At 62.6% G+C, this 15179-nt stretch carries 10 protein-coding genes; 5 read left to right on the top strand and 5 right to left on the bottom strand.

Features of this window, described 5'->3' with window-relative positions; translation table 11 throughout:
- Positions 1-146: 146 nt before the first annotated feature.
- The 3 genes from GNZ12_RS39180 to GNZ12_RS39190 form a co-directional block, all read right to left on the bottom strand.
- Positions 147-4988 (bottom strand): NAD-glutamate dehydrogenase, encoded by a 4842-nt coding sequence (locus GNZ12_RS39180; protein WP_172317728.1) that lies wholly within the window; start codon positions 4986-4988, stop codon positions 147-149.
- 158 nt (positions 4989-5146) lie between these two features.
- Entirely contained in the window at positions 5147-5923 is a 777-nt protein-coding gene (locus tag GNZ12_RS39185) for an alpha/beta fold hydrolase (protein ID WP_172317730.1), read from the bottom strand.
- Complete coding sequence (locus GNZ12_RS39190; RefSeq protein ID WP_172317732.1) at positions 5920-6954, bottom strand: M14 family zinc carboxypeptidase; 1035 nt, start codon at positions 6952-6954, stop codon at positions 5920-5922. The genes GNZ12_RS39185 and GNZ12_RS39190 overlap by 4 nt, the downstream gene beginning before the upstream one ends.
- Positions 6955-7245: 291 nt before the next feature.
- Here GNZ12_RS39190 and phnC point away from each other — a divergent pair, with 291 nt between their 5' ends.
- Genes phnC through phnE form a run of 3 tightly spaced genes read left to right on the top strand, consistent with a single transcriptional unit; the run spans position 7246 to position 10010 of the window.
- Positions 7246-8151 carry a phosphonate ABC transporter ATP-binding protein gene (gene phnC / locus GNZ12_RS39195; RefSeq protein WP_172317734.1) on the top strand — a complete coding sequence of 302 codons (906 nt, stop codon included), beginning with the start codon at positions 7246-7248 and terminating at the stop codon, positions 8149-8151.
- 42 nt (positions 8152-8193) lie between these two features.
- A complete protein-coding gene (phnD, locus tag GNZ12_RS39200; protein WP_172317736.1) occupies positions 8194-9171 on the top strand; it encodes a phosphonate ABC transporter substrate-binding protein in 978 nt (325 codons plus the stop codon).
- Positions 9168-10010, top strand: a complete 843-nt coding sequence (gene phnE / locus GNZ12_RS39205) for a phosphonate ABC transporter, permease protein PhnE (RefSeq protein WP_172317738.1) — start codon at positions 9168-9170, stop codon at positions 10008-10010. The genes phnD and phnE overlap by 4 nt, the downstream gene beginning before the upstream one ends.
- Positions 10011-10058: 48 nt before the next feature.
- Here the strand turns inward: phnE and GNZ12_RS39210 are convergent, their stop codons facing one another.
- Entirely contained in the window at positions 10059-10421 is a 363-nt protein-coding gene (locus GNZ12_RS39210; RefSeq protein ID WP_172317740.1) for a hypothetical protein, read from the bottom strand.
- A 130-nt stretch (positions 10422-10551) separates the two neighbouring features.
- Here GNZ12_RS39210 and GNZ12_RS39215 point away from each other — a divergent pair, with 130 nt between their 5' ends.
- Positions 10552-11388 (top strand): DMT family transporter, encoded by an 837-nt coding sequence (locus tag GNZ12_RS39215; RefSeq protein WP_172317742.1) that lies wholly within the window; start codon positions 10552-10554, stop codon positions 11386-11388.
- A 115-nt stretch (positions 11389-11503) separates the two neighbouring features.
- On the opposite strand, the gene pdxR is transcribed toward GNZ12_RS39215, so the two are convergent.
- A complete protein-coding gene (pdxR, locus tag GNZ12_RS39220) occupies positions 11504-13015 on the bottom strand; it encodes a MocR-like pyridoxine biosynthesis transcription factor PdxR (RefSeq protein ID WP_172317744.1) in 1512 nt (503 codons plus the stop codon).
- 150 nt (positions 13016-13165) lie between these two features.
- Between pdxR and GNZ12_RS39225 the strand changes: the two genes are divergently transcribed.
- Positions 13166-14449: a 4-aminobutyrate--2-oxoglutarate transaminase gene (locus GNZ12_RS39225; RefSeq protein WP_172317746.1), complete on the top strand. Its 1284-nt coding sequence runs from the start codon at positions 13166-13168 to the stop codon at positions 14447-14449.
- The last annotated feature ends 730 nt before the right edge of the window (positions 14450-15179 follow it).

The raw sequence follows: 15179 nt of genomic DNA on the forward strand, positions 1-15179 counted from the left end.
GGGGTCCGTGAGTTGGCAGTGCGCTTTCGGTTGGCAATGGTCCGTATTATGGACATGCCAGGCGGCATGCGTCCAACCCCGGCGTTGTTTTTCGCCGGGGTCCGTGACGTATGCCGCGCCTCTACCCTCGCCCGCCGTCCGTTGTGCTATGCCCTTTCGAGCGCAGCCATCTCACGCACGATCACCAGCAGCATCGACAAGCTCGCGCCGCCCGTGGCCCGCAGATCGGCCAGCAGGCGCGTATAACGCTCCAGTTGCGCGGCGCGCTTCTCACGCCACGTATGAACTAGCGCATCCGGCGTGGACGCTTCGTCGGCGCCGGTCAGCGCGCTCGTGGTCAACGCGCGTTTCAGGCGTGCGAACTCGGCCAGCGCCGTGGCGCGCGCCAGCATGTCCCAGTGCGTGGGTGCCGACAGGGCGGACGCGCGCTCGCTGATCCAGCCGTAGTTCAGCAGCGTGCCGAGCGCGAAGTAGACACCCGCCACGAGTTCGAGGCTGCGCCCGCAGGTTGACGCCACTTCGGCGATGTCGAGCAACGCCGCCGAGATTTCGCCGCTGGCGATCCGCACCGCCAGTTCGCTATCGACACCCGCGTCCACGAGCACGCGTTGCCGCTCGGACAACGCTTCCAGATCGGCGCTCGGCAGCAGCGCGGGCCATTGCGGCGCGAGGCGTTGCGCCGCGTCGCGGCAGCGTGCGAGCAAGCCGGCGACATCGCCGTCGCTGACCGCGCCCGATTGCAACTGCCGCAGGAACCACAGCGCCGAGCGTTCGACGAGCCGCGCCACTTCGACGAACATGCGCGCCTGCACATCGTCGGCGACACGGTTATCGAGTGCGTCGATACTGCGCCATACGTCGTCGAGATCGAACACATCGCGCGCCATGATGCAGGCCCGCACGATGTCGCCAGGCTGCGCATCGGTCTCTTCCATCAGGCGATGCACAAACTCGCAGCCCACGCGATTCACCAACGCGTTGGTCAAATGCGTGGCGAGAATTTCGCGCCGCAACGGGTGACGTTGCATCGGTTCGCTAAAGCGCTGCCGCAACGGCTTCGGAAAGTATTCGACCAGCATATCGCTGACGAGCGGGTCTTCCGGCATCGACGATTCGAGCAGTGCGTCGTACAGCCACATCTTGCTATAGGCAAGCAACACCGCGCGTTCGGGCGTGGTCAGCCCTTGTTTCGCGGCCTGGCGTTCGGCGACTTCTTCATCGGTCGGCAAGAACTCGATCACGCGATTCAGTCGGCCCGCGCGTTCGAGGTAACGCATCAGGCGCGCTTCGGCGTCGAGCAATTCGACGCCATAGCGGCCCGCAATCGAGAGTGCCTGGGTCTGGTAATAGTTGTCCTGCAAGACGAGCAAGCCGACTTCATCGGTCATTTCCGCGAGCAGTGCATTGCGTTGCTTCTCGGTCATTTCGCCGTCGGAAACGACCAGCCCCAGCAGAATCTTGATGTTGACCTCGTGGTCCGAACAGTCGACACCAGCGGAGTTGTCGATCGCATCGGTATTGATGCGCCCACCGCGCTGCGCAAATTCAATACGTCCGAGTTGCGTGAGACCGAGATTACCGCCTTCCGCTACGACCTTGCAGCGCAGATCGGCGCCGTTGACGCGGATCGCATCATTGGCGCGGTCGCCGACCTGCAGATGCGTTTCGCTGCTCGCCTTCACATAGGTGCCGATGCCGCCGTTGTAGAGCAGGTCGACAGGCGCCTGAAAAATCGCGCGCATGAGTTCATTGGGCGCGAGCGCCGGCGCGCTGATACCGAGTACCGACTGTACCGCCGGAGACAACGGAATCGTCTTTGCAGTACGCGGAAACACGCCGCCTCCGGCCGAGATCAACGACGGATCGTAGTCCGCCCAGCTCGACCGGTCGAGCATGAAAAGACGCCCACGCTCGGCAAGGCTTACCGCAGGGTCGGGATTCGGATCGAGAAAGATATGCCGATGATCGAACGCGGCGACCAGCTTGATATGCGGCGACAACAGCATGCCGTTGCCAAAAACATCGCCCGACATGTCGCCGACCCCGACCACCGTAAAGTCGGTCGCTTGCGTATCGACGCCCATTTCGCGGAAGTGCCGCTTGACCGACTCCCACGCGCCGCGCGCCGTGATCGCCATTTTCTTGTGGTCATAACCGACCGAACCACCCGACGCAAAGGCGTCGTCGAGCCAGAAACCATACTCCTGTGAGATCGCGTTCGCGTAGTCGGAGAACGTGGCGGTGCCCTTGTCGGCGGCGACCACCAGATAGGGATCGTCGGGATCGTGACGCACCACATCCGGCGGCGGCACCACCGCCGTGACCGCGAGGTTGTCGGTCAGATCGAGCAGGCCGCGCAAGAACGTCTGATAGCAGGCGATGCCTTCGCGCATCCACGCGTCGCGTTCGGTCTGCGGCGGCGGATTCTTCACGACAAACCCGCCTTTGGAGCCGACCGGCACGATCACCACGTTTTTCACCATCTGCGCCTTCATCAAGCCGAGCACTTCCGTGCGGAAGTCCTCACGCCGATCCGACCAGCGCAGCCCGCCGCGCGCGACACGGCCGCCGCGCAAATGCACGCCTTCCACACGTGGCGAGTACACCCAGATCTCGAACATCGGCTTCGGTTCAGGCAAACCGGGCACCTGCGCGGGATTGAATTTGAACGACAGATAGGGTTTCGGATGGCCATCGGCGTCGAAACGATAGTAGTTCGTGCGCTGCGTGGCCTTGATGACGCCGAGGAATTGCCGGAGTATCCGGTCCTCGTCGAGATTCGGCACCTGATCGAGCGCGCTGTCGATCATCTTCAACAAGCCGTCGACGCGTGCCTCGCGCGTATCGCCGAGCGCCGGATCGAAGCGCGCAATGAACAACTCCACCAGCATGCGGGCGATCTCCGGATTGCCGGTGACCGCGCGTTCGATATACGCGTCGCTGAAGGTCGACCCCACTTGCCTCAGGTACTTGGCATAAGCACGCAGAATCGTCACCTCGCGTGCATTCAGTTGCGCGCGCAACACCAGACGGTTGAAATCGTCGCTTTCGATTCCGCCGGTCCACACCTGTTCGAACGCATCTTCGAAAAGATCCTTCACGCGTTCGATATCGAATTCCGCGTCGTCCGCGAGTTCGAGGCCAAAATCGTGAATCCACGCAGGTGTGGCGTCGAGCGCTTCGATCAGATAAGGCCGTTCCTCATCGACACGCACGCCGAGATGTTCGAGCATCGGCAAGCTGCGCGACAAGGCAATGGGCATCCCTGCGCGATAGACCTTGAAACGAAACGCGCGCGGGCCCGCTTCGATCGGGCGGTACAGGTTCATGGCGAGCCGCTCGGTGCCCTGCACGCGTTCGATCAGCTCGATATCGCGCACTGCGGTACGAGCCGGATAGTCGTCACGATAGCCGGGAGGAAACGAATCCGCATAGTGTTGCAGCAGACGGTTGCCCTGCTCCTCGCCGAATGCGTCGAGCAATGCGTCGGCGAGATCGTCCTGCCAGCGGCGCGTGACCTGGACGAGCCGCGCTTCGAGTTCACGCGTATCGACGTTGGGCATGCCACCCGGCTTCGCATGCACGACGAAGTGAATGCGCGCGAGCGTCGACTCCGACAACAGCGGCGTGAATTCGACGCTTTCCCCATTGAATGCATCGGCCAGCAGGTTGGCAATACGCTGCCGCATATCGGTGTTGTACTTGTCGCGCGGTACGAACACGAGACACGACACGAAGCGGTCAAAGCGGTCGCGCCGCACGAACAGACGCGTGCGCTGATGCTCCTGCAAACGCAGCACACCCAGCGCGATATCGTAGAGCTGGTCCTCGTCGGCCTGAAAGAGTTCGTCGCGCGGATAGGTTTCGAGCACCGTCACCAGTGATTTGGCCAGGTGGCCCTTCGGCAGAAAACCAGCCCGCCGCACGATGTTCGCGCATTTGCGCCGCACAATCGGAATCTCCGAGGCCGACACCAGGTACGCGGTCGACGTATACAGGCCGATAAAACGCCGCTCGCCGATCGTCTTGCCGTCCGCACCGGTCAGCTTGATGCCGATGTAATCCAGATAGCCCGGCCGGTGCACTGTTGCGCGCGAATTGGCCTTGGTCAGGAAAATGGGCGACGATCCGGTGATGATATCGACGGCCGCCGGTGGCAACGGCGTGACTTCGGCCGCGCCGGCGGGCTGCGGCGCGTCGCGCAGAATGCCGAGCCCGGAGCCCGGAACCGCGCGCAAGCCAAAGCCGCTGCCGTGCTGCACCAATTCATAGTCGCGCTGGCCGAGAAAGGTGAAATGATCGGCCACCATCCATTCGAGGAACGCTCGGGCCTCGACACCTTCCGGCCCCGCCTCGCCGGCCTTCATCCCTTTGACCGTGACGCGCGCGAGTTCGACGATCTTGGGCCAGTCTTCCACGGCGGCGCGCACGTCGCGCAGCACCCTGGCGATCTCGTCACGCAATGCGTCGAGCTTCGCTGCGTCGCCGCAACGATCGACTTCGAAGTGAATAAACGAGGCAAGCTGCGAGCGCGCATCGGCTGCATCTTCGGCGCCTTGGCCCACGCGCACGATGCTGCCATCCGGCCCGCGCCAGATGCGAAACACCGGATGGACGACTGAATGCAGCGCAAGCCCGAGGCGGTTGACCGCCATCGACACCGAATCGACCAGAAACGGCATGTCGTCGTTGACGATCTCGATCACCGTGTGATCGGAATGCCAGCCATGCTGTTCGAGTATCGGGTTGTAGACGCGTAGCCGTTCGCTGCCAGGCACGAAGCGCTGCGCGGTTTGCCAGTGCGCAAGCGCCGCGCCGTAAAGATCGGCAATCGCGCGGCTTTGCAGATCGTCGGCGTCGACGAAATCGTAGTAGTGCCGCAGGAACGGCTCGACAACGTTGAAGGTCGGCTCCGGCAGGCGTCCACGCGCAAATTCGACGACATCGTTCAGCAGGTGTGTGACGGCTTCTTCGTTCTTTGCTTGCATGATCAACTCCCCGGGCGGGCGGCAATAGCGAGTATCGCTTGATTCGCATGCATCGTCTGAACGGGGATTATGCACCTGCCGCCCGGAAAGCGATGCGCGAGCGCACTCAGGTTATACCCGCTGCCGGTTGACGCACCGCCGGCCGCGCCGCGGCCTGTTCAAAGCGCGGCCTTCGGCTCGCCGGGCACTTGCCTCAGCCACGCGCGAACCTGTTCGCTGGTCCACGCCGGGTCGTCGTGCGGCAGGTCGTGACCGGCCCATGAATGCTCGCGATGCGTTGCGCCCCACGCCGCCGCGAGCTTCGCTGAACACACCGGGTTGACCAGCTTGTCGGCGCACGAAGAAAGAATCAGCAGCGGGCAAGGCGGCTTCGCTGCCGCCGCACGAAAGCGCGCGGCAGCCCAAAGCTGCCGTAACGCATTGCCCCGGCTCACCGGCGCGCTCCGGCGAATGTCGCTCCATGCGTCGAGATCGGCGTCCAGCGTTTCGACGTGATTGCACGTCAGCCGATGAATGCCGCTTTCCGCGCGCGGCGGGTCGCGCCAGTGTGCTGCGACGCCCAGAAGGCCCGGCCATGCGGATGGACGCAGGCGTTCGTGCATGCGGCTGAACGGCCGCATACTGGTATTGATCAGCACGAGCCGCTCGACCTCGCCGGGATGCCGTTGTGCCCAGTCGGTCGCCACCATGCCGCCAAGCGACATCGCCAGCACGCGATAGGGACCGGCTGCTCCGGTTTGCAGCGCAGCAATCCGTACGAAGCCCACCATATCCTCTACCGCAGCCGGCGCGCGCAAGTGCGCGAACTCGCCGTTGCCGGGCAGGTCGAGCAGCAGCAGGCGATCCGTGCCGATCGCCTCGCGCAGCAAGCCAGGCAAACGGCCCCAATGGCGTGTTTCGCGCGTCAGTCCACGCAACAGAATCCACGTGCTCATGACGCTTCCGGGTGGGTCCAATGGTCGATCGCGCTTTGCAGCAATTGCTCGCGACGGTTGCCTTGCGGCAACCAGCGTTGTGATGAGTACGCCGCACGCGCGAGGAAATCGAGCAGGTTCGCGTGACGCCGCAGCACGCGGGCGGTGCGATGCGCCTTCACTGGATTGAACATGCCTTGACGCGAAAACAGTTGGCGCGGATTCTTCTTGATCCACAGCCACGAACCGAGTTCGAGTGTCATCGGCAGGAAGATGTTCGGCGGCGGGGTGCGGTCGTACGCGAAGTCCCACAGATCGCCGTGCAACAGATACTGGTGACTCTGCGGTTCGAACGCGTAGCCATGATGCGGATGCGCGCGCTCGAACATGGTTTTCAGCAGGTACATTTCCGGCAGATGCGGCATCAGCTTGCGCGTGCGCGCGTAGGGAAACCAGATGCTATCGCGCCAGCCGTAACCCGAGTGGCAGTCGAGTGCGATGCTCAGGGGCCGCGTGGCCATTTCAGTTTCGACCACCCGCAGCAGCGCCGCCGCCTCCGGCTCCATCGGCGCGCCTTGCTGGCCCCGATACCAGGGCAGCCAGGCGCCCACCCGCTGGCCGCCGGCGAGCAGCGGCACGCGTTCGTCGGCATTCTGCGGCGCATTGCGCATCAGATCGACACCGTTGGGATTAGCGCGCGTGGAGGCCCACATGCCGCCCGGATTGACGATCGGCATAAAGATCAGACGAATCGATTGCAACTGCCGGACCAGCAACTCGTCCCATTCCAGCCGGGCAAGCAGCGCGCGCATGTAGTCGAGCACGAGTTGCGAGCCAATTCGTTCGAGCCCGTGAATGCCGGCAAAAAAACCGATCGCCGGCGCGAGCGGATTGGTCGAACCGATACTCGCGGTGTGCACGGCGAACTGCCGGCCACGCACCGTCGTCTCGCAGACGGAGCGGATCTCGAAGCTGGCGCTGCCCTGGTCGAGGATCGTCTTGAGATCTTCGTACTCCGCAAAACTGTCGGGAAGAAAACTCAAAGGCTGCATGACGACATCGAAAGGAACTGCAAGGTTATTGGGGACGGCACACCGAATGACGCAATATAGCCTGGCTGCGGGCGATCATGCGCAACCGGCCCCACTCCATGCAAATCGTGTCATACGGGTGTCACTTTTTATTCGAGCGAATGACTTCTGCCTGCCTTCCTGGCGACGCAAAAAAGACACATAGAGATATAGTCGTCTAGACGTTGCGATGCCTTCACTCAACCGTCACAGACGCTTCCTAGAATGAGCCCCACACGTGCCGGCAATGGCCCGATGCATCAAGGGATACTTATGGAAGCAATTCGTATCGAACGGTTGAGCAAGACATTCAGCAACGGCCGCAAGGCGCTGGACGAAATCGATCTGCGTGTCGAGCCGGGTGAAATGGTGGCCTTGATCGGAGCCTCGGGCTCCGGCAAGTCGACGCTGCTGCGGCATATCGCGGGGTTCACGGCCTCGGATGCGCAGCCGTCGCAGATCGCGATTCTCGGCCGGCCGATCCAGCAGAACGGCCGAATCGTGCGAGAAGTGCGCAGCATTCGCCGCGATATCGGTTTCGTGTTCCAGCAATTCAATCTGGTGAACCGGCTCTCCGTGGAGAGCAACGTGCTGATCGGCGCGCTCGCGCGACTGCCTTTGTGGCGCCGTCTCACCGGGCGCTTTCCCAGCGCCGAGCGGGTCTTGTCGATGGCCGCGCTCAATGAAGTCGGCATTGGCGACCATGCGCGCGAACGCGCCGCCAACCTCTCCGGCGGCCAGCAGCAACGCGCGGCATTGGCGCGAGCGCTGGTGCAACGCGCGCGCATCGTGCTCGCCGACGAACCGATCGCCTCGCTCGATCCTGAATCGTCGCGCCGCGTGATGGAGATGCTGCGCACGCTGAATCTGGAGCATCAACTGACCGTGCTGGTGTCGCTGCATCAGGTCGACATTGCGATGCAGTATTGCCCGCGCACCGTTGCGCTACGCCGCGGCAAGGTGGTCTACGACGGCCCCTCCGCCGCACTGAGCCCGGCGCTGCTCAAGAAGCTCTATGGCGATGATGCCCGCGAACTGCTCGACGAAGCCGCCGCCGATGGCGCGGCCCATCCTGCTGGCGACAACGCTGACGGCATCGAAACCGGCGCACCCGCGCAAGACGCCACGCCCGCTTCAACGCGCTACGCGTTCGCCCTCAATCCTGCGCACGCCAACTGAGCGCGTCTACCCATTCTGTTCACCCAACCGGATCTCAAAGCGATGAAATTCTTGCGTTCACTGATCAGGCTGACCGTCGGCGCGGCCGCATTCGCCTGCGTCGCCACTGCACAAGCCGAAGACCTCAACCTCGGCATCATCTCGACCGACTCCTCCTCCGTGCTGAAAGAGCGCTGGGAGCCGCTGATCGCGGACATGAACAAGCAAACCGGCCTGAACGTCAAAGCGTTCTTCGCGACCGACTACGCTGGCATTATCGAAGGCATGCGCTTTAACAAGGTCCAGGTCGGCTATTTCGGTAATGCGTCGGCGATCGAAGCGGTGGATCGCGCGCAAGGCGAAGTGTTCGCGAAGGTCCTGTATTTGAATGGCGAAGCTGGTTACAAGTCGGTGCTGATTACCAACGTGAACAGCCGCTTCAAGACGCTCGACGACGTGTTTAAAAACACCAAGGACGTCACGCTCGGTTTCGGCGATCCGAACTCCACCTCGGGCACGCTGATCCCCGGCTATTACCTGTTCGCCAAGCACAACACGCCGGTCAACACCTCGTTCAAGGCGGTGCTGCCGTCGAGCCACGAAGCGAATCTGCTGGCTGTGGTGAACAACAAGATCGATATCGCGACCAATAACACCGAGGAGCTCGACACGCTGAAGAAGCAGCATCCGGATAAGTTTGCGCAAGTACGCGTGCTGTGGACGTCGCCGCTGATTCCGTCGGACCCGCTGGTATGGCGCAAGGATCTGCCGCAAGCCACCAAAGACAAGATCCGCAACTTCTTCGTGAACTACGGCAAGACCGATCCGCATGAAAAAGCGGTGATGGCGGCGATTACAGGCTACGCCGGCTTCGCGGCATCGTCGGATGCGCAGTTGCTGCCGATCCGCCAGGTCGCGTTGTTCCAGCAGAAGCAGAAGATCGAGAGCGACACGCATCTGTCCGACGACGACCGCAAGACCCAGCTGGCCGCACTCGATGCCAAGCTGAGCGCACTCAACACCGCCGTCTCCAAGCAATGAACACGGTTGATCTGATCACGTCGCCCACGCGCGCGAGCGAAGCGCTCGCCGCGCAGACGGCGCGCCGTGCTGCCCCTGCCGCGGGCAAGCGCAGCTGGCTGTCGCTCCTCGGCTGGATCGCGGTACTTGCCGTGCTGGGTGGCGCGTGGCACGGCGCCGATATGCGTCCGCTCGACCTGCTCTCCGACTCCGGCAACATGGGTCAGTTCGCCAAGGACTTCTTCCCGCCGGACTTCACCGAATGGCGCAGCTACCTTCACGAGATGGTTGTGACGCTTTCGGTAGCGGTGTGGGGCACGGCCCTCTCATTGGTGTGCGCGGTGCCGTGCGGACTGATGTCCGCACACAACATGGCGCCGATGTGGATCGTACAGCCGATGCGCCGCATGATGGACGCGTGCCGCGCGATCAATGAAATGGTCTTCGCGATGCTGTTCATCGTCGCAGTGGGGCTCGGCCCGTTCGCCGGCGTGCTGGCATTGTGGGTGCACACCACCGGCGTGCTCGCCAAGCTCTTCGCCGAAGCGGTCGAAGCAATCGATCCGCGTCCGGCTGAAGGCGTGCGCGCCACCGGCGCGACCAGTCTCGACGAAATCATCTACGGCGTACTGCCGCAAGTGCTGCCGTTGTGGATCTCGTACGCGCTATATCGCTTCGAATCGAACGTGCGCTCGGCGATGGTGGTCGGCATGGTCGGCGCGGGTGGGATCGGTGTGGTGCTGTACGAGGCAATCCGCTCGTTCGATTATGCGCAGACGGCCGCGGTGATGATCATGGTGATCGTGGTGGTGACGGTGATCGATCTGGCGTCCGCGTGGCTGCGCGAACGGGTGACGTGATACTGGCCGCCGCTGTCTGACGCGATCCGGTGTTTGGCCATCGCGGGTTCAAGGCTGGCGAGGCGTCAAAGCACTATTGAGCGCCTCGCCGACCTTGCCGAAGAACGCATCATATTCGTCACGCGCCAGCACAGTCTTCGTGCGGGCGTCGCCGTTACTGTCCCACACCGTATCGTCGAAACGCGCTCGCACGACGACACCTTGACCGCCTTCGGCCGGCAGCATACCGATACTCGTTTTCAGCACGCCACGCAGCACTTCCCGCCATTTCGGCGCTCCCGGCTTCCACCAGCGCCCTGTCCATTTCCACCGTAGCCGCTCGATTTCAATGCGGCGGCGACCGCCGTCAGCGCCTGCGTACACGTGGCACCCGGAATGCTGCGGTCGAGCACGGCCGTAGGCTACGTGCATGCGACCGCGTCCAGCGACGCTCCCCAAAGCCCTCTAGTTAAAGCGTGATTCGGCCATTGCGGCGTTCTGCTGGAATAATCATGGGCTCGCGGCCGGCCCCTGGCCTTCTTTCTCCTCTCCCTGATCGTCAATGGACACCTTTGTCGTCTTGCTGGTGCTGCTCTCCGCGCTGCTTCACGCCACCTGGAACGCGTTTCTGCATCTATCCGAAGACCGTGTATGGCTGCTCGGCATGATGGCGATTCCGTATATCGCCGTCAGCGCGGTCGGCGTGATCGCGCTGCCTTTGCCTGAACCGGCCGCGTGGCCTTATATCTTTGCCTCGGTCGTCCTCGAATTCGGCTACCTGCTGGCACTGATCCGCGCGTACAAGAGCGGCGACTTCGGCCAGATCTATCCGATTGCGCGCGGTCTTTCGCCGATGCTTGTGTTCGTCGGCGCGCTGGTGTTCGCACACGAATCGCTGAAGCCATTGGCGGCAATCGGCGTGGCGCTGGTGTCGCTTGGCATCGTCTCGCTGGCGTTCCGCCGCGGCATGCGTTTTTCCGGCGAAAGCGTGCCGTTCGCGTTGCTCACGGGCTTTTTCATCGCGACGTATTCGGTGGTCGACGGAATCGGCGCGCGCGTGGCGGGCAATGGCATGAGCTACATCATGTGGGTTTATCTGATCTGGAATATCCCGCAGTTTCTGCTCGCCTGGCATTGGCGTGGCGGAGCCAAGGGGCTATTCATCGGCCGCGCGGCGGTGCTCAAGGGCATCGCGTCCGGCGCGCTCGCACTCACCGCCTATTGCCTGATCATCGAGGCCTATCGCTATCTGCCAATCGCGATGGTCTCCGCGCTGCGCGAGCTGAGTTCGATCTTCGCGGTGCTGATCGGGTGGCTGTTCATGCGCGAGAAGCTGACGACGCGGCGTATCGTGGCATGCGCACTGGTTACGCTGGGGGCTGTGTTGATCCGGATTTGAAGCACAGAAGCGCTATGTTGATGCCACGTTGCTGCCGCGTCGTTGCTCCGCTCTAAAGCCGTTTTAAAGCTGCTTTGAGGCTGTAAAGCGCCCTCACCCGCCCTCAAGCCCTCGCTCACGCGAACTCCACAAGCGTCGCGTCGATCGCATCAGCCAGCGTATTGAAAGCAGGCGCGATCTCCTCGTCCGGCACGCATGCGTAGCCAATCAGCAAACCCGATGGTGCCAGCGCAGGTTGCGCGTAATACCCCGACAACGGCCGTACGACGATATTGCGCGCCAGCGCAGCCGCCGCCACCGCGCGGTCGTCGCTGCCTTCGGGCAACTGCATCACCAGATGCAAACCGGCATCGCCGCCCACCGCCGGGAGCGCATCGCCATAACGGTGTGCGGCGGCATCCAGCAGGGTCTGGCGACGCTGCCCGTAAAGCGCGCGCATCTTGCGGATATGCGACGTGAAATGTCCCTCCGCGATGAACTCCGCGAGCATCGCCTGCTGCAACAACTGCCCTTCCCGGTACAGCTCCGCGCTCGCGGTCGCAAAGTTCTCGGCCAGCGCTTCGGGCACGACCAGGTAACCGATGCGCAACCCCGGAAACAGCGTCTTGCCGAAGCTGCCCACGTAGATCACCTGCCCAGACGTATCCAGACCTTGCAGCGATGCCAGCGGCCGGCTGCCGTAGCGGAATTCACTGTCATAGTCGTCTTCGATGATCCAGCACTGGTTCTGCCGCGCGTACTCGAGCAACATGCGGCGCCGCGCGAGACTCATCACCATGCCAAGCGGATATTGATGCGACGGCGTGACGAGCATCAGTTTCGGCGGCTGGGCGAGATCATCGGCGGAGGGATTGATGCCTTCTTCGTCGACAGCGATCGGCCGGGATTGCAGCCCGGACACGTGCAGCACGCTGCGCACGCCCCAATAGCAGGGATCTTCGGTCCAGATCAGATCGCCCGGATCAGACAGCAGACGCACAGCGAGGTCGACCGACTGGTGGATCCCGGTCGTGATGATGATCTGCTCGGGCGTACAACGCACCGAACGCGAAGTACGCAGATAGTCGGCCAACGCGTGCCGCAGCGAGGCCAGCCCGCCACCCGGCGCGTAGGTCAGCAAGTCCGGACGCAGCCGGCGCCAATACTTGTTGTGCAGGCGGCTCCACACGCGCGCCGGAAACTTCGTGACATCCGGCACCCCGGGCATAAACGCGCCCCATTGCCGCTTCGACACGCCCGCACCCGCGATGAGCCGCGCGCCGCGCGTCGACAACGCGCGGTTGCCCTGCAACGGCGGCGGCAATGACTCGAGCGGCGCGGCCGGCGTCTCGGCGTCGGGCACGCCGACGATCTCGTCTGGCGCGCTATCGGCAACGAACGTGCCGCGGCCGGTCGCCGAGCTCACATAGCCTTCCAGCACCAACTGCTCGTATACCTGCGTGACGGTATTGCGCCCGATGCCCAATTCCTGCGCCAGCAGACGCGACGACGGCACCTTGCTGCCCGGCGGCAATTCGCGCGACAGGATCGCCTGCTGCAACAGCCGATGCAGCTGACGATAGATCGGCTGGCCGTTGCCGCGGTCGAGGCGCTGCGCCAGCCAGTCGGACAAAACGCTCGTTCGCACGATTGGCTCCTATATTTTTATTGAAATGGCTCTGAAGTTAAGAGCCAAATCTCATTATAGTCGCTGTATGTGCTGCGCTGAGCGCGCGGCGTCCGCAGGCGGCTCCCCGCAAGCGGTGCCCAACAAAACCGAGGAGCAAAGGAGATGACCATGAAGAATGCTGAACTGAAGAGCCGCAAAGACGCCGCCACGCCGCGCGGCGTTGGGGTGATGTGCGATTTCTACGCCGAGCGCGCGGAGAACGCCGAGTTGTGGGACGTCGAAGGCCGCCGCTTCATCGATTTCGCTGCGGGCATTGCGGTGTGCAACACGGGCCACCGTCACCCGAAGATTCTGGCCGCGATCCGCGACCAGCTCGATCATTTCACGCACACTGCGTATCAGATCGTGCCGTACGCGTCGTACGTCGAACTGGCTGAGAAGATCAATCAGCGCGCGCCGGGCGACTACCCGAAAAAAACCGCCTTCTTCACGACTGGCGCCGAAGCTGTTGAAAACGCGATCAAGATTGCGCGTGCCGCGACCGGCCGTCCGGGCGTGATTGCGTTCACGGGCGGTTTCCATGGCCGCACGATGATGGGCATGGCGCTGACCGGCAAGGTTGCGCCGTACAAGATCGGCTTTGGTCCGTTCCCGGCGGACGTGTTCCATGCGCCGTTCCCGAATCCGCTGCACGGTGTGACGACAGCCGATTCGCTGAAGGCGATCGAGTTTCTGTTCAAGGCCGACATCGATCCGAAGCGCGTCGCGGCGATTATTTTCGAACCGGTTCAGGGCGAAGGCGGTTTCTACCCGGCGCCGGCCGAGTTCGTGCGTGCCTTGCGCAAGCTGTGCAATGAGCATGGCATTTTGCTGATTGCCGATGAAGTGCAGACGGGTTTTGGCCGTACCGGCAAGTTGTTTGCGATGCATCACTATGACGTGGTGCCTGATCTGATGACGATGGCCAAGAGCCTGGCGGGCGGCATGCCGTTGTCGGGTGTGGTCGGGCGTGCTGACCTGATGGACGCTGCGGCGCCTGGCGGTTTGGGTGGGACTTATGCGGGTAACCCGCTGGCGGTTGCTTCCGCGCATGCTGTGCTCGATATCATCGATGAAGAGAAGCTCTGCGAGCGGGCTACCGTGTTGGGTGATCGTGTTAAGGCGAAGCTGATCGCGCTTCAGAGCGAAGTTCCGCAGATCGCCGATGTGCGTGGGCCGGGCGGGATGGTGGCTGTTGAGTTCTGCAAGGCAGGTGGGACGGAGCCGGATGCTGAGTTCACCAAGCGGGTGCAGGCGCGGGCGCTTGAGCGCGGGTTGTTGCTGTTGGTTTGTGGTGTTTATTCGAATGTTGTTCGGTTTCTGTTCCCGCTTACGATTCAGGATTCTGTCTTTGATGAGGCAATGGGGATTCTTGAGGCTGTGCTTAAGGAAAGTGTTGCTGTAGCTGTTTGATGGTTTTTTGGCCTGCGCGGCGCTTGGTTGTCTGCCTGCGGCGGGGGCCTTTCCTTGAATTGTTTGTCGTCGCGGCGCTGTTTGTCTGCCTGCGGCGTTGGCCTTTCCTTGTTTTCTTATTGGTCTATTAGCGTCGCCCCTGTGCGGGGCGGGCACCTACTTTTCTTTGCCTGCTGCAAAGAAAAGTAGGCAAAAGAAAGCAGCTTAAACCGCTAATTTTTAAGTGGGTCCCCTGGCTTGGAGGGGGTAGTGGTGCATCTGGAATCCGTGTTCTCGCACATTCCGCGTTAGTGACAAGGGAGTCATCAGCTCCCACTCCGCACTGCGTGCGTCGCGGACGGGTCTGCCAGAGAAACCAGAGGCTTCGTTCGTGTACGGTGGGGCCATCGGCTTCGCCTCGGCGACGCGCCGCTGCTCTCGTGGGCGCCCCCCACTTCGAATGAAGTGTCGGTGTGTTGCCCCGGCGGTGGCGGTGCGGTGATGAGCCGGGGTTCTGAGCAAAACGTGGGCGCTAAAACACGGCGAACGGTTTTAAGAGGTACCTTTCGGCGCGCGCAGCGCCGCCGGAAGTATGACTCCCTTGTCACTGACGCCGAATGTGCAATAAGTGTTCAGGCGAAATTGATTTGAAATTTGGTGCCGTATGCGCCGAGCAGGTTGCGAACTTCGTCATCGATGGTTTCCTTCGTCCAGGTGACGAAGTTTCGCCAGTGGTATTTGGCCTGCTTCC

This window comes from Paraburkholderia solitsugae, from assembly GCF_013177695.1.
Lineage (GTDB): Bacteria > Pseudomonadota > Gammaproteobacteria > Burkholderiales > Burkholderiaceae > Paraburkholderia > Paraburkholderia solitsugae.